This window comes from Aquabacterium sp. (assembly GCF_036279655.1).
Lineage (GTDB): Bacteria > Pseudomonadota > Gammaproteobacteria > Burkholderiales > Burkholderiaceae_C > Aquabacterium.
Genome location: NZ_DASUIT010000157.1, coordinates 1 through 25,941 on the forward strand (window position 1 = coordinate 1; position 25,941 = coordinate 25,941).

Annotated in this window: 20 protein-coding genes; 8 read left to right on the forward strand and 12 right to left on the reverse strand. The window is 62.7% G+C overall.

The features are described 5' to 3' along the window. The coding region (aceA, locus tag VFW84_RS16790) for an isocitrate lyase (RefSeq protein WP_329681620.1) at window positions 1-1,203 on the reverse strand (1,203 nt) is incomplete at its 3' end. Window positions 1,204-1,436: 233 nt separating this feature from the next. Here aceA and VFW84_RS16795 point away from each other — a divergent pair. Further along, on the forward strand, window positions 1,437-2,747 hold the full coding sequence (locus tag VFW84_RS16795; protein ID WP_329681621.1) for an aspartate aminotransferase family protein: 1,311 nt from the start codon (window positions 1,437-1,439) through the stop codon (window positions 2,745-2,747). A 63-nt stretch (window positions 2,748-2,810) separates the two neighbouring features. Here the strand turns inward: VFW84_RS16795 and ilvD are convergent, their stop codons facing one another. Together ilvD and VFW84_RS16805 are read right to left on the reverse strand one after the other, a co-directional pair. After that, on the reverse strand, window positions 2,811-4,661 hold the full coding sequence (gene ilvD / locus VFW84_RS16800; RefSeq protein WP_329681622.1) for a dihydroxy-acid dehydratase: 1,851 nt from the start codon (window positions 4,659-4,661) through the stop codon (window positions 2,811-2,813). A gap of 273 nt (window positions 4,662-4,934) precedes the next feature. Then, the gene (locus VFW84_RS16805; RefSeq protein ID WP_329681623.1) at window positions 4,935-5,408 is read right to left on the reverse strand and encodes a MarR family winged helix-turn-helix transcriptional regulator; all 474 of its coding nucleotides are present in this window, start codon (window positions 5,406-5,408) and stop codon (window positions 4,935-4,937) included. A gap of 43 nt (window positions 5,409-5,451) precedes the next feature. Here VFW84_RS16805 and VFW84_RS16810 point away from each other — a divergent pair, with 43 nt between their 5' ends. Continuing rightward, entirely contained in the window at window positions 5,452-6,777 is a 1,326-nt protein-coding gene (locus VFW84_RS16810; protein WP_329681624.1) for a chloride channel protein, read from the forward strand. Window positions 6,778-6,805: 28 nt separating this feature from the next. Here VFW84_RS16810 and VFW84_RS16815 read toward each other — a convergent pair whose 3' ends face one another. Further along, window positions 6,806-7,060 (reverse strand): TIGR04438 family Trp-rich protein, encoded by a 255-nt coding sequence (locus VFW84_RS16815; protein ID WP_329681625.1) that lies wholly within the window; start codon window positions 7,058-7,060, stop codon window positions 6,806-6,808. Window positions 7,061-7,183: 123 nt separating this feature from the next. Here VFW84_RS16815 and VFW84_RS16820 point away from each other — a divergent pair, with 123 nt between their 5' ends. Next, window positions 7,184-7,507: a c-type cytochrome gene (locus tag VFW84_RS16820; RefSeq protein ID WP_329681626.1), complete on the forward strand. Its 324-nt coding sequence runs from the start codon at window positions 7,184-7,186 to the stop codon at window positions 7,505-7,507. An 88-nt stretch (window positions 7,508-7,595) separates the two neighbouring features. Here VFW84_RS16820 and VFW84_RS16825 read toward each other — a convergent pair whose 3' ends face one another. Both VFW84_RS16825 and acs read right to left on the reverse strand, forming a co-directional pair. Continuing rightward, window positions 7,596-9,428: an MFS transporter gene (locus tag VFW84_RS16825; RefSeq protein ID WP_329681627.1), complete on the reverse strand. Its 1,833-nt coding sequence runs from the start codon at window positions 9,426-9,428 to the stop codon at window positions 7,596-7,598. Between the two features lie 226 nt (window positions 9,429-9,654). Continuing rightward, the gene (gene acs / locus VFW84_RS16830) at window positions 9,655-11,643 is read right to left on the reverse strand and encodes an acetate--CoA ligase (RefSeq protein WP_329681628.1); all 1,989 of its coding nucleotides are present in this window, start codon (window positions 11,641-11,643) and stop codon (window positions 9,655-9,657) included. Window positions 11,644-11,789: 146 nt separating this feature from the next. Here acs and VFW84_RS16835 point away from each other — a divergent pair, with 146 nt between their 5' ends. Beyond that, a complete protein-coding gene (locus tag VFW84_RS16835; protein WP_329681629.1) occupies window positions 11,790-12,389 on the forward strand; it encodes a TIGR00645 family protein in 600 nt (199 codons plus the stop codon). Here VFW84_RS16835 and VFW84_RS16840 read toward each other — a convergent pair whose 3' ends face one another. Beyond that, window positions 12,390-13,721, reverse strand: a complete 1,332-nt coding sequence (locus VFW84_RS16840) for an HD-GYP domain-containing protein (protein WP_329681630.1) — start codon at window positions 13,719-13,721, stop codon at window positions 12,390-12,392. A gap of 274 nt (window positions 13,722-13,995) precedes the next feature. On the opposite strand from VFW84_RS16840, the gene VFW84_RS16845 reads away from it, so the two are divergent. From VFW84_RS16845 to VFW84_RS16855, 3 genes are all read left to right on the forward strand, one after another. Beyond that, a complete protein-coding gene (locus VFW84_RS16845) occupies window positions 13,996-15,522 on the forward strand; it encodes a fumarate hydratase (protein ID WP_329681631.1) in 1,527 nt (508 codons plus the stop codon). 75 nt (window positions 15,523-15,597) lie between these two features. Further along, window positions 15,598-16,665 (forward strand): MBL fold metallo-hydrolase, encoded by a 1,068-nt coding sequence (locus tag VFW84_RS16850; RefSeq protein ID WP_329681632.1) that lies wholly within the window; start codon window positions 15,598-15,600, stop codon window positions 16,663-16,665. 259 nt (window positions 16,666-16,924) lie between these two features. Beyond that, complete coding sequence (locus VFW84_RS16855; RefSeq protein ID WP_329681633.1) at window positions 16,925-18,001, forward strand: AraC family transcriptional regulator; 1,077 nt, start codon at window positions 16,925-16,927, stop codon at window positions 17,999-18,001. Between the two features lie 112 nt (window positions 18,002-18,113). Here VFW84_RS16855 and VFW84_RS16860 read toward each other — a convergent pair whose 3' ends face one another. Both VFW84_RS16860 and VFW84_RS16865 read right to left on the reverse strand, forming a co-directional pair. Then, on the reverse strand, window positions 18,114-18,473 hold the full coding sequence (locus VFW84_RS16860) for a hypothetical protein (protein WP_329681634.1): 360 nt from the start codon (window positions 18,471-18,473) through the stop codon (window positions 18,114-18,116). A gap of 301 nt (window positions 18,474-18,774) precedes the next feature. Continuing rightward, on the reverse strand, window positions 18,775-19,413 hold the full coding sequence (locus tag VFW84_RS16865) for a TetR/AcrR family transcriptional regulator (RefSeq protein ID WP_329681635.1): 639 nt from the start codon (window positions 19,411-19,413) through the stop codon (window positions 18,775-18,777). A gap of 65 nt (window positions 19,414-19,478) precedes the next feature. On the opposite strand from VFW84_RS16865, the gene VFW84_RS16870 reads away from it, so the two are divergent. Continuing rightward, on the forward strand, window positions 19,479-20,897 hold the full coding sequence (locus VFW84_RS16870) for a carotenoid oxygenase family protein (protein WP_329681636.1): 1,419 nt from the start codon (window positions 19,479-19,481) through the stop codon (window positions 20,895-20,897). Window positions 20,898-20,925: 28 nt separating this feature from the next. Here VFW84_RS16870 and VFW84_RS16875 read toward each other — a convergent pair whose 3' ends face one another. From VFW84_RS16875 to VFW84_RS16885, 3 genes are all read right to left on the reverse strand, one after another. Next, on the reverse strand, window positions 20,926-21,867 hold the full coding sequence (locus VFW84_RS16875) for a PEP-CTERM sorting domain-containing protein (RefSeq protein WP_329681637.1): 942 nt from the start codon (window positions 21,865-21,867) through the stop codon (window positions 20,926-20,928). A gap of 186 nt (window positions 21,868-22,053) precedes the next feature. After that, on the reverse strand, window positions 22,054-24,648 hold the full coding sequence (gene clpB, locus VFW84_RS16880) for an ATP-dependent chaperone ClpB (protein ID WP_329681638.1): 2,595 nt from the start codon (window positions 24,646-24,648) through the stop codon (window positions 22,054-22,056). Between the two features lie 108 nt (window positions 24,649-24,756). Beyond that, complete coding sequence (locus VFW84_RS16885; RefSeq protein WP_329681639.1) at window positions 24,757-25,932, reverse strand: GGDEF domain-containing protein; 1,176 nt, start codon at window positions 25,930-25,932, stop codon at window positions 24,757-24,759. Window positions 25,933-25,941 lie beyond the last annotated feature (9 nt).

Here is a 25,941-nt window from a genome sequence, read left to right on the forward strand (position 1 = left end):
CGACACGAAGGTGTAACCCTTTTCGCGAGCTGCGAATTCGGGCTCTTGCACCATGTTGGTGTAGTGCTTCATGCCTTCGCCGCGAGCGTAAGCGTGGGCGAACTGGAAGGTGTTGAACCAGTTGATGTGGATACCAGCCAGCGTGATGAACTGGTACTTGTAGCCCAGAGCCGACAGCTCTTCCTGGAAGGAAGCGATCTGCGCGTCGTTGAGGTTCTTCTTCCAGTTGAAGGAAGGCGAGCAGTTGTACGACAGCAGCTTGCCGGGGCAGGCAGCGTGAACGGCTTGAGCGAATTCACGAGCGAAGCCGATGTCAGGCACGCCGGTTTCACACCACACCAGGTCGGCGTAGGGAGCGTAGGCAACGCCACGGCTGATGGATTGCTCCAGGCCGTTCTTGACGCGGTAGAAGCCTTCTTGGGTGCGCTCGCCGGTCAGGAAAGGCTTGTCGTTTTCGTCGTAGTCGCTGGTCAGCAGGTTGGCTGCTTCAGCATCGGTACGAGCCAGAACGATGGTGGGCACGCCCATCACGTCGGCAGCGAAACGAGCAGCGATCAGCTTCTCGATGGCTTCACGAGTGGGAACCAGCACCTTGCCGCCCATGTGACCGCACTTCTTGACAGCAGCCAGCTGGTCTTCGAAGTGAACGCCAGCAGCACCGGCGGCGATCATGTTCTTCATCAGTTCGAAAGCGTTCAGAACGCCACCGAAACCGGCTTCAGCGTCAGCGACGATGGGCAGGAAGTAGTCCACGAAACCTTCGTCGCCGGGGTTGATGCCACGCGACCATTGGATTTCGTCAGCACGCTTGAACGTGTTGTTGATGCGACGAACCATCGTGGGGACGGAGTCGTAGGCGTACAGCGACTGGTCGGGGTACATGGTTTCCGACGTGTTGCCGTCGGCGGCCACTTGCCAGCCCGACAGGTACACGGCTTCCAGGCCAGCCTTGGCCTGTTGCATGGCTTGACCGGCGGTGATGGCGCCGAAAGCGTTCACGTAGCCCTTCTTGGCACCGCCGTTGACCTTTTCCCACAGCTTTTCAGCGCCGTTCTTGGCCAGGGTGTACTCAGGCTGCAGGCTGCCGCGCAGACGCACGACATCAGCGGCGCTGTAGCCACGCTTGACAAGCTTCCAGCGGGGGTTTTCGGCCCAGTCTTTTTCCAGGGCAGCGATTTGCTGTTCACGGGTGAGTTTCGTCATGACGATCTCCGAGGGGTTGGTGGGGAGGTACAAGAAAACCCTAGATTCTAGCGACTTTCGTGCCGCGCGCCAAGACTTATGTCTTATATAAGACTCAAACCTTCAAACAGGGGGAGCCCCCTTGAGGCCCACGCAGACCCGGGTTAGCCCCAAGCCCGACAAGATCGCCTTGTCAACGTCCTGCGGTAAGGTGTGGTCATCACGAATTCACCACACGGACTAGAGGACACACTATGGCTCCCCGCATGGATGCGTTCTGGATGCCCTTCACGGCCAACCGGGACTTCAAACAATCGCCACGCCTGCTGGCCAGGGCCGAAGGCATGCATTACTGGACACCCGAGGGACGCGAGGTGCTCGATGGCACCGCCGGCCTGTGGTGCGTGAATGCCGGCCACGCCCGCCCGCGCATCGTCGAGGCCATCGCACGGCAGGCTGCCACGCTGGACTTCGCGCCGCCCTTCCAGATGGCCCACCCCCTGGCCTTCGAACTGGCCGAGCGCCTGATCGAGCTGACACCGCCCGGACTGAACCGCGTTTTCTATACCAACTCCGGCTCGGAGTCGGTCGAGACGGCACTCAAGATCGCCCTGGCCTATCACCGCATGCGCGGCGAGGCACAACGCACCCGACTGATCGGCCGTGAACGTGGCTACCACGGCGTGAACTTTGCCGGCACCGCCCTGGGCGGCATGGGGCCCAACCGCAAGATGTTCGGTGCCAGCGTGGCGGGGGTGGACCATCTGCGCCACACGCATGACCTGACGCGCAATGCCTTCAGCAAGGGTCAGCCGGAGCACGGGGTGGAGCTGGCCGAAGACCTGGAGCGCCTGGTGACGCTGCATGATCCGTCCACCATCGCGGCGGTCATCGTCGAGCCCATGGCCGGCTCGACCGGCGTGCTGCTGCCCCCCAAGGGTTATCTGCAACGCCTGCGCGAGATCTGCGACAAGCATGGAATCTTGCTGATCTTCGACGAAGTCATCACCGGCTTCGGCCGTCTGGGCTCACCCTTTGCGGCGCAGCACTATGGGGTGACACCCGACATGATCACGGCGGCCAAGGGCGTGACCAATGGCTGCATCCCCATGGGGGTGGTGTTCACCAAACAGGAGATCCACGATACCTTCATGGAGAAGTCCGGCCCCGGAATCGAACTCTTCCACGGCTACACCTATTCCAGCCACCCCATGGCCTGCGCCGCCGCCCTGGCCACGCTGGACACCTATGCCGAAGAAAACCTGCTCACGCGTGGCGCCCGCATGGAAGCGAAGATGCAGGAGGCCGCACACGCGCTCAAGGGCCTGCCCCATGTGATCGACATCCGCAACACAGGCCTGGTGGCTGCGATCGAGTTCGCGCCGCGCCCGGGTGCGCCGGTAGGACGTCGTGGTTTCGAAGCCTTCCTGGGGGCCTTTGAAAAGGGCGTGCTGGTCAGGGCCGCAGGTGACAACATCGCCATCTCGCCACCGCTGATCATCCAGGAGCAGCAGATCGACCAGATCTTCAGCACCATGCGCGAGGTGATTGAGTCCCTGGCCTGATCCTGAAACACCAAGGGGCCCTTGCCGGGCCCCTTGTGTCATCGATGGCCCGCGAGGGTCACATCAACGCTTGATCTGCGAGATGTCTCGCACCGCGCCCGTGTCGGCCGAGGTGGTCAGCAGCGCATAGGCCTGCAAGGCTGCAGACACATAACGCTCGCGCTTGACGGGCTTCCAGGCATGGGTGCCGCGCTCTTCCATGGCCTCGCGGCGGGCCGCCAGCGTCTCCGGGCTGACCGCCAGATGGATCTTGCGATTGGGAATGTCGATCTCGATGGTGTCGCCATCTTCGACCAGTGCAATGGCACCACCACAAGCGGCCTCTGGCGAGGCGTGACCGATCGACAGGCCCGACGTGCCCCCCGAGAAGCGACCGTCGGTCAACAAGGCGCATTCCTTGCCCAGCCCCCGGCTCTTGAGGTAGGAGGTGGGATAGAGCATTTCCTGCATGCCAGGACCACCCTTGGGGCCTTCATAGCGGATGATCACCACATCACCGGCCTGCACCACCTCGCCCAGGATGCCGTCCACGGCGTCTTCCTGGCTCTCGAAGACACGGGCCTTGCCGGTGAACTTCCAGATGGACTCGTCCACGCCGGCTGTCTTGACGATGCAGCCCTTTTCAGCGATGTTGCCATAGAGCACGGCCAGGCCGCCATCGGCCGTGAAGGCGTGCTCCTTGCTGCGGATCACGCCCTTGGCGCGGTCCAGGTCCAGCGCCTTCCAGCGGCTGTCCTGGGAGAAGGCCACCTGCGTGGGCACACCACCGGGTGCGGCCTTGAAGAACTCGTGCACGGCCTCGTCCTTGGAGACGGTCACATCCCACTGGGCAATCGCATCGCCCATGGTCTGGCTGTGCACGGTGGGCACGTCGGTGTGCAGCAGTCCCCCACGGGCGAGTTCACCCAGGATGGCCATGATGCCGCCCGCACGGTGCACGTCTTCGATGTGCACATCCGGCACGGCCGGCGCCACCTTGCTCAGGCAGGGGACGCGGCGCGAGATGCGGTCGATGTCCTGCATGGTGAAGTCCACGCCGGCCTCCTTGGCTGCAGCCAGCAGGTGCAGCACGGTGTTGGTGGAGCCGCCCATGGCCACGTCCAGGCTGACAGCGTTCTCGAAGGCCTTGAAGTTGGCGATGTTGCGCGGCAGGGCCGACTCGTCATCCTGCTCGTAGTAGCGCTTGGCCAGGGCCACGATGCTGCGGCCGGCCTGGCGGAAGAGCTTTTCGCGATCGGCGTGGGTGGCCAGCGTGGTGCCATTACCAGGCAGGGACAGGCCCAGCGCTTCGGTCAGGCAGTTCATGGAGTTGGCTGTGAACATGCCGGAGCAGGAACCACAGGTCGGACAGGCCGAACGCTCGACCGAGGCGACCTCCTCATCGGAGCAGTTTTTGTCGGCGGCCTTGACCATGGCGTCAACCAGATCCAGGGCGATGACCTTGCCTTCGATCTTGACCTTGCCGGCTTCCATCGGGCCACCCGACACGAAGATCACGGGGATGTTCAGGCGCAAAGCGGCCATCAGCATGCCCGGGGTGATCTTGTCGCAATTGGAGATGCACACCAGCGCATCGGCAGTATGGGCATTGACCATGTACTCGACGCTGTCAGCGATCAGATCGCGCGAGGGCAGCGAATAGAGCATGCCGCCATGCCCCATGGCGATGCCGTCGTCCACGGCAATGGTGTTGAATTCCTTGGCCACACCACCCGCTGCCTCGATTTCACGGGCTACCAGTTGCCCCAGGTCCTTGAGGTGCACGTGGCCGGGCACGAACTGGGTGACGCTGTTGGCGATCGCGATGATCGGCTTCTCGAAGTCGCCGTCCTTCATGCCAGTGGCACGCCACAAGGCGCGAGCACCCGCCATGTTGCGGCCGGCGGTGGAAGTGCGGGAACGGTACTGGGGCATAAAGGGGCTCCGGGAGACTGTCTTCGGTCAAGGGATGCCGATTTTATCCCCTGCCTACTCCTGCCACCGAACCCATTGCGCTTGGCATCACCCGCAACAGGGCGGATCCGCGGGGCAAAAAAAGGCCCCGCGCTAGCGGGGCCTGTGAAGTTCCACTCTGAGGCTGGCAAGGTTCGCTCTATACCAGTGGCCTGATTGTATATTTGACCAAATGTATCTTGCTGCCACTTTACGGCGCTTTACACAGCCCAGGCGCAGCCATCGCCAGCCCGTTCACATGTCAGCCAGTGGCGTCTTGGCTGCATCGTGGGCAGACTCCAGCGCCAACAGCTGGATCAGTTGGGCCAGATCGTGATCCAGGCGGCGCAAGGTATCGCCATCGAGTTGCGCCAAGGCATCGGGCAACACCCCTGCCCAGGGTGCTGGTGCCTGATCCAGCACTGCGTGTCCTTCCGGGGTCAGATGCAACCTCACGGCTCGGCGATCTCGATCATCTCGATCGGTGTCGATCAGCCCTCGCTGAGTCAGTGCCTTGACCAGATTGCTCGCCGTGGATTGGTGGATGTCCATGGCCTGAGCCAGGGCCCCGACGCCCATGCCGGGATGCCTGGCCACCAGGCTCAATGCCCAGACCTGCGAGCCGCCAATGCCCACCTTGCGCTCGACCTGCTGGAAATGCGTCTTGACCGCGTTGAACACGATGCGGAACTGGCGCAGGACTTGAGCGGCTTCGGGTGGCGGCGGCATGGTTTTCGCATTGTGCCTTCAATGATGGAACACCGACAGCACCATGAGTGAATCACACGACGATTTGACCTCGAATCTCGGCCGCGAATTGTCGGATTGGCGCCGCTGGGTGGCCCGATTGGTGGTCCTTGGCTTTGCGGCACTGGCCGGGCTGAGTGTGGCGGGATTCACCTGGCTGAGTGAGCTCGCCCTGGGCCTGTTCCGCGATACCCGCCAGGGGTCATGGTGGTGGCCCCTGATCTGGACCCCTGCCTTGACCGCAGGCATCGTCTGGATCACCCGCCGCTGGTTTGAGGGTGCGGCGGGTTCAGGCATCCCCCAGGTGTTGGCCGCACTGGACTCGCGCACGCCCCGCGAACAGCGCCACTTGTTCGTGTCCCTGCGCCTGTCTCTGGCCAAGCTGATTCTGACCACTGGCGGCCTGCTGGCAGGGCTGTCCTCTGGTCGGGAGGGACCGTCCGTTCAGATCGCTGCGGGCGTGCTGCATCATGCTCGCCGCTGGTTGCCAGAGCGCACCCGCATCAACGAACACGGTCTGATGGCGGCCGGAGGCGCGGCCGGCGTCGCCGCGGCCTTCAACACGCCCCTGGGTGGCGTGATGTTCGCCATTGAACAACTGGCCCGCCAACCTGAGGAGCGCACCAGTGGGTTGCTGATCGCCGCCATCGTGCTGGCGGGCCTGATCGCCGTCTCCATCCATGGCAATGGGGCCTATTTCGGACGCATCCACATCGATCATGTGACCTGGGACTTGTGGTGGCCGGGTCTGGCGGTCACGCTCGCATCGGGCGCACTGGGGGGCCTGTTCGCCCGTCTGCTGGTGCAGTCCATGGGCGGGCTGGGCACCGACCGGTTCAGCCTTTGGCGCCAACAGCACCCCGTGCGCTTTGCGGGCGGCTGTGGCTTGGCGGTGGCCCTGATCGGCCTGGTCAGCCAGGGCGACACTTTTGGCTCCGGCTACCAGACCACGCGATCACTGCTGGAAGGAGAGGACCAGACCTCGGAGCTGTATGTCGTGCTGCGCATGGCCGCCACCTGGCTGTCTGCATGGAGCGGCGTGCCCGGTGGCGTCTTTGCCCCTGCGCTGGCCATCGGGGCCGGGCTGGGCAACCACATCGCCCAATGGACGGGACATCCAGGCGCCACGGCCCTGATCGCCTTGGGCATGGCGGGATTCCTCGCAGCGGTGACGCGCGCGCCCATCACCTCCTTCATCATCGTGATGGAGATGATCGAAGGACACACCCTGGTGCTCAGTCTGATGGCCTGCACGATGGTCGCCAACACCGTGTCGCGCCTGATCAGCCCGTCTTTGTACGATGAACTTGCACGGATTCAAGGCGCCAGATGCCGCGCTTCGACCACCTGAAGGGCGCAGCAGGTCAGCTCAGGACGCCTCAGCGCTTCTTGCGTCCATGCAGGCCCAGCGCATCGAGCTGCTTGTCGCGGCGGGACTGACGCTTGGCGTCGACCTTTTCCATGGCCTTTCGCTGCGTCCAGCCAGTGGTATCTGCCCAGAGCCACCAGAGCACCGCCGCGCCAAAAGGTGCCAGAAGCGCCCACCAGTGGTCCTTCCAGGTCCAGGCCCCCACAGGGCCGAAGCCGGTCACGTTCATGACGAGCATGACCACGCCGATCACGACAAACCACATGGCAACTCCTGAACAATATTGATGCAGTTCAATTCAAACATTCGCGTCAACCGACAAAGCGGGGATAAACGTTATAACAATACCCTTAGAGTGCCCACAACGTAAGACGAAAGGACCCCCAAGATGAAATTCCTGCCTTCCATGGCCCTGGCTGCCCTGGCCATCACCGCCGCGACGCCTGCGCTGGCAAGCCTTGATCTGGCCACCAAGAAGGCCTGCATGGCCTGCCACAGCGTCGACAACAAGGTCGTCGGCCCAGCCTACAAGGAAGTCGCCAAGCGCTACGCCGCCGACAAGACGGCCGAAGCGAAGCTGGTGCAGACCGTGCTCAAGGGTTCGGACCCCAAGAAGCCGAACTGGGGTGGCATGGCCATGCCTGCCAACAAGGACCGCGTGAGCGAAGCCGAGGCCAAGCAACTGGTCAAGTGGATCCTGTCGCTCAAGTAAGCATCACGGATCACACCCTCTCATGAAAAAGCCCCGCTCAGATAGCGGGGCTTTTTTGTTCGTGGCGGGCCACAGCCCGCCTCTCACCTCAGTCGTCGGCGTAGATGTCGACGTCCTTGGTTTCACGCACGAACAACAGGCCCACCACGAAGGTGATCATGGCCACGATGATCGGATACCACAGACCGTTGTAGATGTTCCCCGTCTGCGCCACGATGGCAAAGGCGGTGGTGGGCAGCAAACCACCGAACCAGCCGTTGCCGATGTGGTAGGGCAGGCTCATCGAGGTGTAGCGGATCCGGGTCGGGAACATTTCGACCAGCATCGCGGCGATGGGGCCGTACACCATGGTCACATAGATCACCAGCACCGTGAGGATCGCGATGATCACCGGCTTGTTGACCTTGGCAGGATCCGCCTTGGGAGGATAACCCGCCGTCTTGAGTGCACCACTGACAGCCTTCTTGAACTGGCCTTCGATGACCTTGGTCGCCGCTGCCTTGGGGTCCTTGTCGAAGGCGGCCAATGCAGCACCCGCATCCTTGAGGTCCTTCTCGGCCGCCTTGATCTTGTCCGCGTCCGCTGCCGAGGCCTTGAGGGTCTCCAGCTTGGCGGCAGCACCGTCCTTGGCCTTGACTGCGGCTTCCTTGGCCGCGGGCACATCCGCATCCGTCACCTTGGTGGGCGAGTAGCTGGGAATCACGGTGTCACCCACCTTGATCACGGCGTTCTCACCGGCTGCACCGTCCACGTTCTCGTAGTTGACCGAGTTGGCTGCCAGGAACTGCTTGGCCACGTCGCACGAACTGGTGAACTTGGCCGTGCCCGTGGGGTTGAACTGGAAGGAACACTCCTTGGGGTCGGCCGTCAAGGTCACAGGTGCCGAGGCTTGTGCTGCAGCCAGGGCAGGGTTGGCTGCATTGGTCAGTGCCTTGAACAGCGGGAAGTAGGTCAAGGCCGCGATCAGGCAGCCCGCCAGGATGATGGGCTTGCGGCCGATCTTGTCGGACAGGGTGCCGAACACGACGAAGAAGGGCGTGCCGATCAGCAGCGAGATGGCCACCAGGATGTTGGCGGTGGCACCATCGACCTTCAAGGCCTGCGTCAGGAAGAACAGGGCATAGAACTGACCGGTGTACCAGACCACGGCCTGACCGGCGACCAGGCCGACCAGCGCCAGGATCACGATCTTGAGGTTCTTCCACTGACCGAAGGACTCAGACAGCGGGGCCTTGGAGGTCTTGCCTTCAGCCTTCATCTTCTTGAAGGCCGGGCTCTCGTTCATGCTCATCCGGATCCAGACGCTGATGGCCAGCAGCAGCACCGACAGGATGAAGGGCACACGCCAGCCCCATTCGGCAAAGGCATCCTCGCCCACCAGGGTGCGGGTGCCCAGGATCACCAGCAGCGACAGGAACAGACCCAGCGTGGCCGTGGTCTGAATCCAGGCCGTGTAGGCCCCCCGCTTGCCGTGAGGCGCATGTTCGGCCACATAGGTGGCGGCACCGCCATACTCACCGCCCAGCGCCAGGCCTTGCAGCATGCGCAGAATGATCAGGATGATGGGTGCTGCAGCCCCGATGGCCGCGTAGTTGGGCAGGATACCGACCACGAAGGTCGACGCACCCATGATCAGGATGGTGACCAGGAAGGTGTATTTGCGCCCGATCATGTCGCCCAGGCGACCGAACACCAGCGCACCGAAGGGGCGCACGATGAAGCCGGCCGCAAAAGCCAGCAGCGCGAAAATGAAGGCGGATGTCGGATCCAGGCCCGCAAAGAATTGCTTGGCGATGATGGCTGCCAAGGAGCCGTACAGATAAAAGTCGTACCACTCGAACACGGTGCCCAGACTGGAGGCGAAGATGACTTTCTTCTCCTCCGCCGTCATGGGCGCATTCGCTGCTGCTGCATTAGCCATGTTGGATGCTCCTCGTCGTTACAAAGTGAAGGCTTGTGACCTTCTTACCCCCAATTTAAGGGGGGTGTGAGTACTTGTTAATGAGGGTGAATGCTGATATTGGGGTGCTTTTGGCAAAAATAACCCCATGGGGTGTGCAATCCCCTCAAAAACAAGTGCTGTACGGTGCTGGAAAACCCGGAGGTGGGCTGCACCCACCCCCAGGGCCAGAAGCCCTGCCTGCGGATCAGTTGGGCTCGGCCAATTGATCCAGGATCGCCGGGTTCTCCAGGGTGCTGGTGTCCTGCGTGACCGCATCCCCCTTGGCAATCACACGCAGCAAACGGCGCATGATCTTGCCCGAGCGGGTCTTGGGCAGGTTGTCGCCAAACCGGATGTCCTTGGGCTTGGCAATGGGGCCGATCTCGTGCGCCACATGGTTGCGCAATTCGGTGGCCAGTTGCCTGGCCTCATCACCCGATGGGCGAGGACGCTTGAGCACCACGAAGGCACAGATGGCCTCGCCCGTGAGATCGTCCGGGCGCCCCACCACGGCGGCTTCAGCCACCAGCGGATGAGACACCAGGGCCGATTCAATCTCCATCGTGCCCATGCGGTGACCCGACACATTGAGCACATCATCGATGCGACCGGTGATCGTGAAGTAGCCCGTGTCAGCGTCACGGATGGCACCGTCGCCGGCCAGGTAGTACTCGCCACCGAAATCGGCCGGGTAGTAGCTCTTCTTGAAACGCTCAGGGTCACCCCAGATGGTACGGATCATCGACGGCCAGGGCTTGCGCACGACCAGCAAGCCACCTTGTCCCCAAGGCACTTCCTTGCCGGTCTCGTCGACCACGGCCGCATCGATGCCCGGGAAAGGCAAGGTGCATGAGCCCGGCGTCAGCGCATGGGCGCCAGGCAGTGGCGTGATCATGTGGCCGCCAGTTTCGGTCTGCCAGAAGGTGTCGACGATGGGGCAGCGGCCGCCACCGATTTCACGGTGATACCAGTCCCACGCAGCGGGGTTGATGGGCTCGCCCACCGTGCCCAGCAGGCGCAGACTGCTCAGATCGAAGTTGCGCGGATGCACCTCGGCCGTGGTCTCTGCCGCCTTGATCAGGGCGCGGATGGCCGTGGGTGCCGTGTAGAAGATGGTGACCTTGTGCGCCTGGATCATGCGCCAGAAGCGTGCCGCATCCGGGTAGGTGGGCACCCCTTCGAAGACCACCTGTGTGCCACCGACTGCCAGCGGCCCATAGGTCACATAGGTGTGGCCGGTGACCCAGCCGATGTCGGCCGTGCACCAGAACACATCATCGGGTTTGAGATCGAAGGTCCACTGGGTGGTCAGCGCCGCATGGAGCAGGTAGCCACCCGTGCAGTGCTGCACGCCCTTGGGCTTGCCGGTCGACCCCGAGGTGTAAAGCAGGAACAAGGGATGCTCGGCACTCACCCACTCTGGCTCACAGGCGGTGGGCTGCGCGGCCATGACCTCATGCATCCACACATCACGCTGAGGGTCGAAGGCCACCTTGCCACCGGTGCGACGGAAGACGATGACCCGTCGGATGCTGTCGCACCCACCCAGGGCGATCGCTTCATCGACGATGGCCTTGAGGGGCAGGCTCTTGCCGCCACGCTGCTGCTCATCGGCGGTGATGATCAGGACGGCGCCAGCGTCCTCGACGCGGTCACGCAAGCTCTGGGCCGAAAATCCACCGAACACGACCGAATGGGTGGCCCCGATGCGTGCGCAGGCCTGCATGGCCACGACGCCTTCGACCGACATGGGCAGATAGATGACGACGCGATCGCCCTTCTGGACGCCTTGCGCCTTGAGGGCATTGGCCAGTTGGCCCACACGGGCCAGCAACTCACGGTAAGTGACGTGGGTCACGACACCGTCATCGGACTCGAAGATGATGGCGACCTTGTCTCCCAGACCGGCCTCGACATGGCGGTCCAGGCAGTTGTAGGAGGCATTGAGCGTGCCATCCTCGAACCAGCGGTAGAACGGCGCATCGCTGTCGTCCAGCGTCTTGGTGAAGGGCTGCTTCCAGCTCAGCAACTGGCGGGCATGATCTGCCCAGTAGCCAGCGTAGTCCGCCTGCGCTCGTGCGCATTGTTCGTCATAGGCCGCCCGACTGCCGATGTGCGCGTGTTTGGCAAATTCGGGGGGGACAGGGACCAGTGTGGCCTGCTTGGGCGTGTCAGTCTGAGTTGATCCGGTCATCTCGATAACTCCGTTTTGTGTCGCGCTTTTGGCGCATCATGGATTCCAGGCAGAACCAGCGTCTTGTGCAAAGGCCCTGTCAGGTCCGCACATTGCCTGGGTCTGTAGAATTTGTGCCTAGTAGTATCCCTGTCCCAATCTGACACATGTCCCAAGCACCTGCCAAACTGGGCGCCCTGCCCTCCCTCATTTTTGCCAGCCGCTGGCTGCAACTGCCGCTCTATATCGGCTTGATTCTGGCTCAAGCGGTTTATGTTTACCACTTCTGGGTCGAGCTCGTCCACCTGATCGAAGCGGCTTTTGGCAACCAGCAGGCCCTGGCCGCGATTTTTGAGGCCACGGGTCAGAAATCCGCCACACCTCCGGGCCACCTCACCGAAACCACCATCATGCTGGTCGTGCTGGGGCTGATCGATGTGGTCATGATTTCCAACCTGCTGATCATGGTCATCGTGGGCGGCTACGAGACCTTCGTCTCACGCATGAACCTGGAAGGGCACCCCGATCAGCCGGAGTGGCTCAGTCATGTGAACGCCTCCGTGCTCAAGGTCAAGCTGGCCACGGCCATCATCGGGATCTCGTCGATCCACCTGCTCAAGACCTTCATCAATGCGGAAAACTACACGGACAAGGTGCTGATTGCACAGACCGTGATCCACGTGGTGTTCCTGCTGTCCGCGCTGGCCATCGCCATGACGGATCGCCTGCTTCACCCTGCCGCCCCTGCGGGTGGCGACGCCCACTGATCAGGCCAGGGCGTCTGCCGCCGCGGGGGCCGCTGCCTGCGGCTCGTTCGTGAGAATGTCGAGCCGCGCAGTAAAGGCGTCCAGCACCGGCAGGTCCGCGGGTGCCGCGCTTTGCACCCGGATGCGCAGCTCGCGCTCCAGTTCGCGCAAACGCCAGACGATCTCTCGCATGATCATGGCGACCTCCACCCCCGGCCCCAACTCGTGCGACCACTCCAGTTGGGGCAGCATGTGGGGGGGATGGGCATCCAGCCCGGTGCTGGACCAGGCCCTGCGAATGCGCTCAAAGCGCTCGATGGCATCGGCCATCAGATGCCGGAAAGCCGCGCTGGCACGCCCGAACTCATCGGCAAACTCGTGCTGCAGCTGATCCATCACATTGAGGTGAGTCGCCAGCCGGGCAGCTTTCTGCAGCGCATCTTCCGGGTTGAAAGTAGTGTCTTGCGGGGAGCGCTTGAGGCACTCGTGGCTGACCTGGCTCACCACATCGATCACGGCACGGTTGAACTCCCCCGGGATCAGCTTGACAGCCACATCGGCCCGCACCAGCGGTGCCAAACCGGTCTGCAGCAGGCCGGCCAGCATTTCCGACACGGCCAAGATCTGGCTGCCGATCCCCAGATCGGGGCCGCGCTTGCCATGGGGGTAGCCAAAGCCGTCCAACCGCTCGTGATGCTCCAGCACCATGACACTGGCCTGGCGACAAGGCCCCGGGAGATCCTGCAGCAGACGATGAGCCACCACGGGATGGGCGGCGATATGGCGCCACTGCTGCGGATCCAGACGCACGCGGGGGGCGAGATACTCGGGGTTGATGTAGAGCTCGCCCACGTCATGGCACAGACCTGCGGTGATCAACACCTGCGTCGCATCCATCACCGAGGGCTGGACACGCTGCGCCAAGCCCATGCTCAACAAGGTCACGCCCACAGCATGGTGCAATTTTTGGGGACGATGCTCGGCATAGATGGTCAGCAGGCTCTGCAGCCGCCCCTTGAACGATGATTCGGCCAGCAGCTTCACCGGGTTGAAACGGGGGACCGCACACAGCTCCCTCAGACACTCGTGTTGAGCAAGGACCTCCTCGGCCACACGCGCGCATTGATCGCCCGTGACGCCACTGGCCACTTCCATACAGTCTTCGAGGGGTTTGCGCAGCTTGCGATGCAACAGGCGATCGCGCATCTCGCGGTTGATCTGCTTGCCCTTGGCAATCAGCTTCATGCCGTTTTCGGCGTAGATGTCCTCGGTGGCCTGAACCTCTCGGTCATCCGCAACCGTCATCACATTGTCGAGATAGTGCGGATTGACGTCCGACTGCAGCGTACTCACTACCTGGGCTCCACCAACGATGCAAACGATGAAAATGGCGAAGCTCCATTGTGCTTGGCCGCGCTGAACCGTGCCTGTGCAACTGCCCGTCGAAATCCCACTAGTTCACGACTCACGCCCGTGAAACTGCGATTTACGGTCAGTGCTGTCCCAAAAGACATATCTGCGCTGCGGTGCAGAGAACAGGCACACGGAGTGCCAGGGTTGACTACACTTGAGGGCTGCGCGCTACCTCGTGCAACTCTCAGGCCTCACAACCAACCCCTGTCCAGCCATGACGACCATCCGCCACGACGATCTCGTCGAATCCGTCGCTGCTGCCCTGCAGTACATCAGCTATTACCACCCGGCCGACTACATCGCCCACCTGGCCCGCGCTTACGAGCGTGAGGAATCACCGGCCGCCAAGGACGCGATCGCCCAGATCCTGACCAACAGCCGCATGTGCGCTGAAGGACATCGCCCCATCTGCCAGGACACCGGCATCGTCAACGTCTTCCTGAAGATCGGGATGGGCGTGAAGTGGGAAGGCTTTGGCAACCGCAGCATCCAGGACGCCGTCGACGAAGGCGTGCGCCAGGGCTACAACAACCCGGACAACAAGCTGCGCGCCTCGGTGCTGTCCGACCCCATCTTCGAGCGCAAGAACACCAAGGACAACACACCTGCCGTGGTCTTCATGGAGCTGGTGCCCGGTGACAAGGTCGATGTGACCGTGGCCGCCAAGGGCGGTGGCTCCGAGAACAAGTCCAAGGTCTACATGCTCAACCCGTCCGACAACATCGTGGACTGGGTGCTCAAGACCGTGCCGACCATGGGTGCGGGCTGGTGCCCTCCGGGCATGCTGGGCATCGGCGTGGGAGGCACGGCCGAGAAAGCCGCCTTGCTGGCCAAGGAATCGTTGATGGACGACATCGACATGTATGAATTGCTGGAGCGCGGCCCTCAGAACAAGCTCGAAGAGCTGCGCATCGAACTCTATGAGAAGGTCAATGCCCTGGGCATCGGCGCACAGGGCCTGGGTGGCCTGACCACCGTGCTGGACGTCAAGATCAAGACCTACCCCACGCACGCGGCGTCCAAACCCATTGCCATGATCCCGAACTGCGCGGCCACCCGCCATGCCCACTTCGTGATGGACGGCTCCGGCCCGGTCTACCTGGACCCGCCCAGCCTGGACCTGTGGCCCAACGTGCACTGGGCGCCGGACTACAACAAGTCCAAGCGCGTCGACCTCAACACCTTGACCAAGGAAGAAGTGGCCAGTTGGACACCCGGCCAGACCCTGCTGCTCAATGGCAAGATGCTGACCGGCCGCGATGCCGCCCACAAGCGCATTCAGGACATGCTGGCCAAGGGCGAGAAACTGCCCGTGGACTTCACCAACCGCGTCATCTACTACGTGGGCCCAGTGGACCCTGTGCGCGATGAGGTGGTCGGCCCCGCCGGCCCCACCACCGCCACCCGCATGGACAAGTTCACCGAGATGATGCTGGCCCAGACGGGCCTGATCAGCATGGTGGGCAAGGCCGAACGCGGCCCCGCCGCCATCGAGGCCATCAAGAAGCACAAGTCGGCCTACCTGATGGCCGTGGGCGGCTCGGCCTACCTCGTGTCCAAGGCCATCAAGGCTGCCAAGGTGGTGGGCTTTGAAGACCTGGGCATGGAAGCCATCTACGAGTTCGACGTGGTCGACATGCCCGTGACGGTGGCCGTGGACAGCGGCGGCACCTCGGCCCACATCGAAGGGCCCAAGACCTGGCAGGCCAAGATCGGCAAGATCCCGGTGTCGGTGGCTTGATCAACCCCTTCGACAGCCCTCCCAGCCCCGACAGGCCCCTGCCTCTCGGGGCTTTTTCTTGCATGATGTGTCCGCATGAAGAACCCCTACTTCAATCCCAGCAAGAAGCATCATCGCCCCGATGGCTTCCAGAACAACTACATGTCCTTTCGGGGCAAGCGCTGGCACGAAATCCTGCGCTGGCGCTGGCAGGCCTGGCGGGCCGGTCACCCCAGACCGCTGAAAACACCGCTGCCGATCGTGGCCCCCGATCTGGACTTCATCCACCGCAACGCTCAGGCGGGCCTGCACATGGAGCCTGCAGCCACCTGGATCGGGCACATCACAGTGCTGATGCAGATGGGCGGGCTGAACTTCCTCACCGACCCGGTGTTTTCTGAGCGGTGCTTTCCGGTGCAGTGGGCCGGCCCGCAGCGGCAGACCCCGCCTGGCATGACGCTGGCGCAGTTGCCCCGCATCGACGTGGTGCTGCTCTCGCACAACCACTATGACCACATGGACGAGGCCTCCTTGCTGACGCTGGCCCGTCAGGCAGGCGGCCCGCCGCTGTTTATCACGCCCCTGGGGCACAAGCACTGGTTTGCCCGCCGCGGCATCCACCACGTGATCGAGCTGGACTGGTGGGACAGCCATGTCCTGCCCGCCACCGAGCGCTCGGCCCGCATCCCCATCACCCTGACCCCAGCCCAGCATTGGTCAGCCCGCACCGCCACCGATGCGCTGCGCAGCCTGTGGGGCGGCTTCGCGGTGCTGTCGCCGGATTGCCACCTCTTCTTCGCGGGCGACACGGCCTACTCGAAGGACTTCACCGACATCCGCCAGCATTTCGCGTTGGCCCACACGCCGGACAAGGGCGGCGGCTTCGACCTCGCCCTGCTGCCCATCGGCGCCTATGAGCCACGCTGGTTCATGAAAGACCAGCATGTCAACCCCGAAGAAGCCGTGCAGATCTACAAGGATCTGGGCTGCAAGCGCGCACTGGCGGTGCACTGGGGCACGTTTCAGCTGACCGATGAGGCGCTGGATGAGCCGCCCCGGGCGCTGGCCCTGGCGCGGCAGACCCAAGGGCTGTCGCCAGAGGACTTTTTCATCCTGCCCGTGGGTGGCAGCACCCGACTTCCCCGAAGGTCTGCACACCTTTGAAGCCTTCACGACCACGGTGCAAGGCAAAGTGGCACCTGGCATGCGGTGGCCCATCTGCGCCACACCTCCTCATCACGCCGGACACCATAGGCGCTTGACAGTACCTGCCTGCACAAAGACGCCTGATATTGCACGACATTTTTTTACAACTTGAATGCAAAAAAACTGCCAGCACATGGCAATAATTCTGCCGATTCGATTAACAAAACGCTCGAACAACGCTCGCAGAAGCGATCCATGCAATTCAAGGACGAATGTCATGAAGAGGAAGGTCGCCGGCACCGTCGATCACGCAGGCTTTTGCTGGTCTTTCGCCCACGCCGTGCAGCAGCATGTACTGACGCGGGGGGAGGACGCCACTTCTGTGATGACGGCCATGGGCTGCGCGGGTGGATCGGGCACCCAACAAACGGGGCGTCGTGTCCGCGCCATGCGGCTGAGCGCTGGCCTGAATGAAGCCGCGCGCTTACTGGGCGACGCGCAGGTAGGGCTGCGCTCAGGTATCGCGATGATGCCCTCTCACATGGGCGCACTGGGCTTCGCGATGATGACCGCGCCGAAAGGCATCGACGCGCTGCGCCTGGTCGAATCGCTTCAGTGGCTGGTGACAACCGAATGGGGTGTCACCCATGAGATCCAGGGAGCAAAGATACTGGTAACGCAGACCAGTATGGGCAAACTGCCAACAGACTATCCGTTCTGGTCCTTCCTGGCTGCATGCCGGATCAACCTCTTGCGCAGCGCCTGCGGTCAGCACCTGACCCCCCACTTGATCGAATTACCCTGCGAAGCCCCGACTGACACGCAAGCGCTGCAAAGCTTCATGGGCGCGCCAGTGCGCTTCGGCGCATCTGTATACAAGGAATGGCTACCTGCTTCTCCCCTACATAGCCCAAACCCACAGGGCAGCCGGGAGATCCACCTGATGATGCAGGGCGCCGCCCGCCGTCAGTGGCAGGCTCTGTTCAACGCGGACGAGGCGTTTGTCGTGCAACTCAAGCGCGCCATCCAACAGATGCTGCAAGACGGCGAAAGCCCGACCATGCGCGCGCTGTCTCGGCGCCACACCATCGTGGACGCATCTGGCACCCCGCTCAACGCAAGACAGGTGCAACGCAGGCTGACGGGGATGAACCGGACATTCCGGGAGTCGGTGGCTGAGGTCAGGAGAGAGCTGGCGCTCGCGCAATTGCGATCCACCCAGCGCCCGGTGGCTGAGATTGCTGCTGAAGCCGGCTATTCCGAGCCCAGCGCCTTCCACCGTGCCGTGCGCCGCTGGACAGGCCTGACGCCGATGACCATCCGCGAAAGCGCCAAGGATCTCGACAAGGTTTGATGCGCGTCGGCTCACTGCGCACAACGCAAAAACCTCGATCACATGGCGTGATCGAGGTACAGACATCAGAACGCATCACGGCGAACATGCGCCGTGGCGTCCCTCAGCAAGATCAGTTGCGGGTCCAGGACTGGATTTGGCAGCTCGAATTGCCGTTCTCGTACGTGATGGTCACGCTACCGTTCACAGCCTTGGCGGCCAGCAAAGCGTCATGCAAGGCAGTCGCCTCTGCAACAGTACCGTTGAACAGGCGCAGGCTGTTGGCCAGGCAACTGCCACCCGACACCGTGGTGAACGTCGTTCCATTCGGGGCGATGAGCATGATGGCTGGAGAGACCGCGTCATCGAAAGAGGGCTGGTACTGAACCTTGATACCCGAGAGCGTACCGGTCCAGTTCACGGCGGCGGCGAAGGACGACATGGAAGCAACGGTCAGAGCGGCTGCGGCCAGGGCCTTGGTAAAAGTGCGCATGGAAACTCCTGATGAGAATATTGATTGACAAAAAAACTCGGGGCCTGCGTCCGCAACAGATGCCGCCGAGACTGTTCACCACCTGAGTGGTGCTGCCATGATGATCAAGACGCCCCCCCATGGTCATTGACCCAATGCGCCACGCCAGTGGCATTTGGAGCCATGCCGGATCGAATGCGAGCCGCCTGCCCCCCGCGGAACTCAGCCATCCACGATTCAGGCGCTGTTCCAGCTCGGGCAGCTTGCCGTACTGCAGCTCGGCCACCTGGTTGAAATCGCCCTTGCGGGTCAGCCGCGCTGATCAGCCCTGGACTGGCTGAACCTGGCTCAATAAGCTGGGCATGGCCAGCACCCGATCGATCAGCTCGTTCATGGGCAAACCAAAGACCGCCAGTTGCCCGCCCTGAGACAGGGCACTCAGACCATGCACCAAGCTCCAGCAGGCCGCCGCCGCCACCCGCACGCGCTCATCATGGGCCGGCGCGTGCAGCGTGCTGGACGTCGCCTCCAGCAACACCGTCATGGCACCGATGGCACTCTGGGCCAGATCGGGATCGGTGGCCACGCAAGACAGGCGTTGGAACATCAGCCGGTAGAGCGCCGGATGCGCCTGTGCGAACGCCACATAGGCCCGGCCCGCAGCCTTCAGCCGACCTTCGGCCTGGGGCTCCTGTGCCACGGCATCGTGCTGCGCACGGGCAAAGCGCCGAAACCCCTCGGCGGCCATCGCGCTGAGCAAGGCGTCCTTGTCCTCGAAATGGCGATAGGCCGCATTGGCAGACACGCCCACCTCCTTGGCCAACTGGCGCAAGCTCAGATCATCTGCCTCGACATGGGTCAGGGCCTCCAGTCCGGCCTCGATCAAGCTGACCTTGAGGTTGCCGTGGTGGTAGCCGCGCGACCGATCGCCGCCCGTGGGGTCATGTGGCAGATGAGACATGTTGACATCGTACACATTTTGTCGTTGAATGCGAATGTTCACAACGCACACATTTGAGGTAGATCATGAGCAAAAGCCTGCATGTCGACGCTGCCCCGCCCTTGGCCAAAGCCTCCGCCGAGACCGTGACCAACCCCTTCCTGCAGGGCCCATTTGCTCCAGTGGCCCAGGAGCGCACCGACACCTCCCTGACCGTGCACGGCCAACTGCCGCCAGAGCTCCACGGGATCTACGCCCGCATCGGCCCCAACCCGATCAAGCCACCTGCCAAGCCCCAGAAGTACCACTGGTTCACCGGCGATGGCATGGTCCATGGGGTGCGACTGGAGGGCGGGCAGGCCCGGTGGTATCGAAACCGCTGGATCGGCAGCAAGAGCGTTCAAAAGAACCTGCAGCGCCCCAAGCTGCCGGGTGATACGCGGGGTGTGTTCGACACGGTCAACACCAATGTGTTTGCGCACGCGGGGCGCATCTGGGCCTCCGTCGAGGCAGGGCCCATGCCCGTACAACTGGACGCCGAACTCAACTCGGTCAAGCATGGACTGCCAGGCTTCACCCTGTCACTGCCCTTCTCGGCGCACCCTCACCTCGACCCGATCTCGGGTGATCTGCATGCGGTGTGCTACGACGCCATCCAGCATCGACAGGTGTTTTATGTGCGCGTGGGAACCGATGGCGAAATCGACAAGGTGGTGCGCATCCATGTTCAGCATGGCCCGATGATCCATGACTGCGCCATCACCCGCAGCAAGGTCATGGTGCTGGACCTGCCCGTGACCTTCTCGTGGTGGGAGTTGGTCAAGCGCAGCGGCTTTCCCTACATCTGGAATGATCGGCATCCGGCACGTGTGGGCGTGCTGCCGCGCGAGGGCGACAGTGAGGACATCCGCTGGTACGAGGTCGATCCCTGCTTTGTCTTCCACACCTGCAATGCCTATGACCTGCCCGATGGCGGCGTGGTCATGGATGTGGTGGTGCACGAGCGCATGTTCGATCGCTCTCGCGTGGGGCCTGAGGCGGACACGCAGGCCCGTTTCGAGCGCTGGACCCTGCCCGCGCAGGGCCATCGTGTGGAGCGCCAAGTGATCTGCACGCGAGCCCAGGAGTTCCCGCGGCTGGACGAGCGCCGGGTGGGGCAAAGCTATCGCTACGCCTATGCCGTGGAGTTCAGCGCCGACGCGCTGGGGGGCCAGTCCCTGCTCAAGCACGACCTGCAGCAAGGGGGCACCACGGAGCACCGCTTCGGCGCCGATCGCAAGCCCGGTGAGTTTGTGTTCGTGCCCAAATCAGCCGAAGCGGCCGAGGACGAAGGCTGGCTGATGGGTTTGGTCTACAACCTGCGCACCCAGCACGGCGAATTGCATGTGCTGGATGCGCAGGACCTGACGCGAGAGGCCCAGGCAATTGTCGAGATGCCCGATCGCATCCCCATGGGATTTCATGGCAACTGGATTGCTGATGCTGCACTGACGCCGCGGGCTTGAGACGTCAAGGTCAAGGCCTCTGAGCGGCTCAGGCCTGGCGACGCTGGCGCGAGACCACCCAGCCGATACCGCCCAGACCCAGCAGCATCAATGCGTAGGTGGAGGGCTCGGGCACAGCAGCGGTCATGGCTTGTCCCGTGACCGATGCGGAGAGATAAAACGATGCGGACTGCGTCATGTCGCTGGAATTGCTGAACACACTGCGCAAGGTACCCGACTCCTGCTTGAACTGTTCAGCGGCTGGAACCTGGGTGTAGATCGGGTTGTAGTAGTAGCCATACGGGTCGTAGCTGTACGTGTAGCTTGTGTAAGCCCCCGTGGCAAGGGACTGCAGAGACCGTGACTCCGTCCCGTTGTAAGACGCACTGATGTAGCCCGTCGAATAGTTGTAGCTCAGGGAAGAACTCACGGTGGCGGTAGCCGACTCAGACGCAGTACATGGGTAATAGTAATAATAGCCACCGCTACACGACTGAGCATTGCTGGCCTCAGCGACCAGATCATAGTTGGCATCGATCAGCAGCAGGGAATTGGCCGACAGAGACAGGTTCCTCGGGGTATCGTAGTAATAGTAAGGAGAGGACGACCCCGTCGTTGCAGAGCCAGAAAATGATGTGCCAAGCCCATTGGCTGCACCACTGACCGACAGCTCTTCGCTGTTGATGACCCCTTGAACAGAAGTATTGGTCAGAGACAACCACTGATCACGCGTGAAACTGAAGGTGCCAGCACGTGAAGAGGAGGCGCTCTCCGTCTCCGCGAGACTGGTGTCGCTTGCACTCAAGGTGAACGCTGTGGACCCAGCCGTGTTCATGAAACTGAACGACGATGTGATGCCGTCGTTCGGATCCAGATCGATCAAAGTGAAGGTCAGACCCGACACGCTGGCCGAGGCCAGGGATGCGGCCTGAGCGACAGGCATGGACAAAACCGTGATGGCCATGACGACGGCCGAATGCATGAGACGCATTGCTATTTCTCCCTGAAAGTTGTTAACAAGATGTCCTTGTACGCGTATTGTGTCAAAAGATAACAGGCGCCACCGGGTTGCCACGCCCCCTCTTTGAGGGGCTGTGCAACTGATTCCTGCGCCATCCCAAAAGAACAAAAGCCACACGACCCAATGGCCGTGTGGCTCCAATGGCGCAGACCGAACTCAGTGCACCACGCGCTCGAACTCGAATTCGCCCGCGTCGTTCACCTTGACCGGGATCACATCCTTGGGCCCGAACTTGCCCTGCAGGATCAGCTTGGCCACCGGGTTCTCGATGCGCTGCTGGATGGCGCGCTTCAAAGGCCGCGCACCAAACACCGGATCGAAGCCGACCTTGGCCAGTTCGATCAAGGCCTCGCTGGATACATCGAGCTTCATCTCCAGTTGCGCCAGACGACCCTCCAGGCCCTTGAGCTGAATCTTCGCGATGGACTGGATGTTGGCCATGTCCAGGGCGTGGAACACCACCACCTCGTCGATGCGGTTGAGGAACTCGGGACGGAAGTGCTGCTTGACCTCGACCCACACGGCATCCTTGATGTCCTCGGAGGGCTGCCCCGCCATCTGCATGATGTGGTGCGAACCCAGATTGGAGGTCATCACGATGACGGTGTTCTTGAAGTCCACAGTGCGGCCCTGGCCGTCGGTCAGGCGGCCATCGTCCAGCACCTGCAGCAGCACGTTGAACACATCGGGGTGGGCCTTCTCGACCTCATCGAGCAGCACCACGCTGTAGGGCTTGCGGCGCACTGCCTCGGTCAAGGTGCCGCCCTCTTCATAGCCCACATAGCCAGGAGGCGCACCGATGAGACGGCTTACCGAGTGCTTCTCCATGAACTCGCTCATGTCGATGCGGATCAGGTGATCCTCGCTGTCGAACAGGAAGCCCGCCAGCGCCTTGCACAGCTCGGTCTTGCCCACACCGGTGGGGCCCAGGAAGAGGAAAGAGCCATAAGGGCGATTGGGATCGGACAGCCCGGCGCGTGAGCGGCGAATGGCATCCGAGACGGCCACGATGGCTTCCTCCTGTCCCACCACGCGCTCGTGCAGCTTGTCCTCCATGGCCAGCAGCTTGTCGCGCTCGCCCTGCATCAGCTTGGACACAGGGATGCCGGTGGCCCGCGCCACCACTTCGGCGATTTCTTCGGCGCCCACCTGGGTGCGCAGCAGGGTCGGACGGGTCGCGTCCTTGCCCTTGGCGTTCTCCTTGTCCTGGGCTTCTTTCAGGCGCTTTTCCAGCTCGGGCAGCTTGCCGTACTGGAGTTCAGCCACCTTGTTGAAGTCGCCCTTGCGGGTCAGCTCCTCGATCTTCTGGCGCAGCTTGTCGATCTCTTCCCGCACGCTCTGGCTGCCCTGGGCCTGGGCCTTTTCGGCTTTCCAGATCTCGTCCAGGTCGGCGATTTCCTTTTGCAGCTTGCTGATCTCTTCGTTGATCAGTTCATGGCGCTTTTGCGAGGCTTCGTCCTTCTCGCGCTTGACCGCTTCGCGCTCGATCTGCAACTGGATCATGCGACGGTCCAGGCGGTCCATCACCTCGGGCTTGGAATCCAGCTCGATCTTGATCTTGGCGGCGGCCTCGTCGATCAGGTCGATGGCCTTGTCCGGCAGGAAGCGGTCGGTGATATAGCGATTGGACAGCTCGGCGGCGGCCACGATGGCCGGGTCGGTGATGTCCACGCCGTGGTGGACTTCGTACTTCTCCTGCAGACCACGCAGGATGGCGATGGTGGCCTCGACCGTGGGCTCACCCACGAGAATCTTCTGGAAGCGGCGCTCCAGGGCGGCGTCCTTCTCGATGTACTTGCGGTATTCGTCCAGGGTGGTGGCACCGATGCAATGCAGCTCGCCGCGCGCCAGGGCGGGCTTGAGCATGTTGCCGGCATCCATCGCGCCATCGGCCTTGCCCGCACCGACCATGGTGTGGATCTCGTCGATGAACATGATGGTCTGGCCCTCGTCCTTGGCCACTTCCTTGAGCACGTTCTTGAGGCGCTCCTCGAAATCGCCTCGGTACTTGGCGCCCGCCAGCAGCAGGGCCATGTCCAGCACCAGCACGCGCTTGTTCTTGAGCGAGTCAGGCACCTCACCGGCCACGATGCGCTGGGCCAGGCCCTCGACGATGGCGGTCTTGCCCACGCCGGGCTCACCGATCAGCACCGGGTTGTTCTTGGAGCGGCGCTGCAGCACCTGGATGGCACGGCGGATCTCTTCGTCGCGGCCGATCACGGGGTCCAGCTTGCCGGCACGGGCGCGCTCGGTCAGGTCCAGGGTGTATTTCTTGAGGGCCTCACGCTGGCCTTCGGCTTCCGGGTTGTCCACTTTCTGATCTCCACGGACGGACTTGATGGCGGCTTCCAGGGATTTGCGGGTCAGGCCATGGTCACGGGCCAGCTCGCCGGTCTCCCCCTTGTGATCGCTGAGTGCCAGCAGGAACATCTCGCTGGCGATGTAGGGGTCGCCCTGCTTGTGGGCTTCCTTCTCGGCACCTTGCAGCAGGCTGACGGTGTCCCGCCCGGCCTGCACCTGATCGGCCCCCTGCACCTGGGGCAGCTTGTCGATCTGCTTTTCCAGGGCGGTGGCCAGGGCAGGCACCTTCACGCCAGCGCGCTCCAGCAGGGCACGCGGGCCATCGTCCTGGCGCAACATGGCCAGCAGGATGTGGGCCGGTTCGATGTAGGGGTTGTCGCGCGTCACGGCCAGACTCTGGCCTTCCGTCAGCGCTTCCTGAAATGTCGTGGTGAGTTTGTCGAGTCGCATGAGCACTCCTGTCGCCCCATCCTCGGGGCTGCTTGCACGAGGAGATGGGGCGCTCGGCGCTCATTTCAAGGCCTGCCGCGATGAGCAGCCTTGAGGAAGATCAAGAAGTCACCCCAGCGTCGGCGCAACGAACTCCACCCGATTGCGCCCGCCCTGCTTGGCGGCGTAGAGCCGGTGATCGGCCTGGGAAATGTCGTCTTCCAGGGTGTTGGCATCGGCGTGGAAGCTGACACCGATGCTGACCGTGCAGCGGATGGGGCCCATCTTGGTCTCACAGGGGGTGGACTCGACCGCCTTGCGCAGACGCTCGGCCACCCCGCGTGCCTCACGGGCGTCGCGCACGGGCAGGAGCACGGTGAATTCCTCACCGCCGTAACGCGCCAGCAGCGCGTCTTCACGCAGCCGATCGCGCAGCACATGGGTGACATGGCGCAGCACTTCATCACCGATCACATGCCCATAGCGGTCATTGATGGCCTTGAAGTGATCCAGATCCAGCATGAGCACCGCCACCTCGGAGGGGTTGTGCTGCTGCATGGCCAGCATGCGCCCTCCCAGCTCACGCAGGCCACGTCGAGAGAGACAGCCCGTCAGTTCATCGGACAGCGCACGTGCACGCAACTGCTGCATCAGGCGGGCATTGATGGTCGTGAAGGCCAGCGCGGCCACCGCCAGCGGCAGGAGCGCAAAACCCAGGCCGGCCATGGGCAGCAACCAGGCGGGCGCATGCAACCAGTGGTTTGGATAAGGCCCGGGGGTGTCGATCGCATGCCAGAGCATGGCCAGCCAGATCGCGGAGAAGACGAAGGCCACCGCCATCAGACACAACTCGCTCAGGTGCCCGCGCGCACTGCGCAGGATCAGCCAGCCCTGGTCCACGGCCATGGCCACGCTGACCAGGCAGAACACTGCCGCCATGGTCCGCACATAGAAGGGATCGGGCAAAAAGGCCGCCCCCCAGAGCGCCGCCCCCACGACACAGGTCACCACCACCCCGAGCGTGGGCAGTGTGCGTCGACCATTGAGCTGCCGGAATGCCCAGGCCAGCAAGCTGACCCCCATGCCGGCAAAACCGATCACCACCTTGGAGATCGTGGCCACGGTCTCGGGCGAGGACAGGATGATCATGCTCATCATTGCCAGGGACGCGAAGGCCCAGCGGTAGATGTTGAGCGCATGCATGATCCTGGGCTGATCCGTCTGGATCAGGGCCAGCAGACCCAAGCCCACCACGGAGCCGATGCCCGCAGTGGCATAACAAGTGAGGATATCGATGAGCAGCATGCCCGATTG

Excerpts from the sequence above, each read along its gene's own strand:
- VFW84_RS16795 (WP_329681621.1), top strand. The coding sequence starts at position 1,437 with ATGGCTCCCCGCATGGATGCGTTCTGGATGCCCTTCACGGCCAACCGG.
- ilvD (WP_329681622.1), bottom strand. The coding sequence starts at position 4,661 with ATGCCCCAGTACCGTTCCCGCACTTCCACCGCCGGCCGCAACATGGCG.
- VFW84_RS16805 (WP_329681623.1), bottom strand. The coding sequence starts at position 5,408 with ATGCCGCCGCCACCCGAAGCCGCTCAAGTCCTGCGCCAGTTCCGCATC.
- VFW84_RS16810 (WP_329681624.1), top strand. The coding sequence starts at position 5,452 with ATGAGTGAATCACACGACGATTTGACCTCGAATCTCGGCCGCGAATTG.
- VFW84_RS16815 (WP_329681625.1), bottom strand. The coding sequence starts at position 7,060 with ATGTGGTTTGTCGTGATCGGCGTGGTCATGCTCGTCATGAACGTGACC.
- VFW84_RS16820 (WP_329681626.1), top strand. The coding sequence starts at position 7,184 with ATGAAATTCCTGCCTTCCATGGCCCTGGCTGCCCTGGCCATCACCGCC.
- VFW84_RS16825 (WP_329681627.1), bottom strand. The coding sequence starts at position 9,428 with ATGGCTAATGCAGCAGCAGCGAATGCGCCCATGACGGCGGAGGAGAAG.
- acs (WP_329681628.1), bottom strand. The coding sequence starts at position 11,643 with ATGACCGGATCAACTCAGACTGACACGCCCAAGCAGGCCACACTGGTC.
- VFW84_RS16835 (WP_329681629.1), top strand. The coding sequence starts at position 11,790 with ATGTCCCAAGCACCTGCCAAACTGGGCGCCCTGCCCTCCCTCATTTTT.
- VFW84_RS16845 (WP_329681631.1), top strand. The coding sequence starts at position 13,996 with ATGACGACCATCCGCCACGACGATCTCGTCGAATCCGTCGCTGCTGCC.
- VFW84_RS16850 (WP_329681632.1), top strand. The coding sequence starts at position 15,598 with ATGAAGAACCCCTACTTCAATCCCAGCAAGAAGCATCATCGCCCCGAT.
- VFW84_RS16855 (WP_329681633.1), top strand. The coding sequence starts at position 16,925 with ATGAAGAGGAAGGTCGCCGGCACCGTCGATCACGCAGGCTTTTGCTGG.
- VFW84_RS16860 (WP_329681634.1), bottom strand. The coding sequence starts at position 18,473 with ATGCGCACTTTTACCAAGGCCCTGGCCGCAGCCGCTCTGACCGTTGCT.
- VFW84_RS16865 (WP_329681635.1), bottom strand. The coding sequence starts at position 19,413 with ATGTCTCATCTGCCACATGACCCCACGGGCGGCGATCGGTCGCGCGGC.
- VFW84_RS16870 (WP_329681636.1), top strand. The coding sequence starts at position 19,479 with ATGAGCAAAAGCCTGCATGTCGACGCTGCCCCGCCCTTGGCCAAAGCC.
- VFW84_RS16875 (WP_329681637.1), bottom strand. The coding sequence starts at position 21,867 with ATGCGTCTCATGCATTCGGCCGTCGTCATGGCCATCACGGTTTTGTCC.
- clpB (WP_329681638.1), bottom strand. The coding sequence starts at position 24,648 with ATGCGACTCGACAAACTCACCACGACATTTCAGGAAGCGCTGACGGAA.
- VFW84_RS16885 (WP_329681639.1), bottom strand. The coding sequence starts at position 25,932 with ATGCTGCTCATCGATATCCTCACTTGTTATGCCACTGCGGGCATCGGC.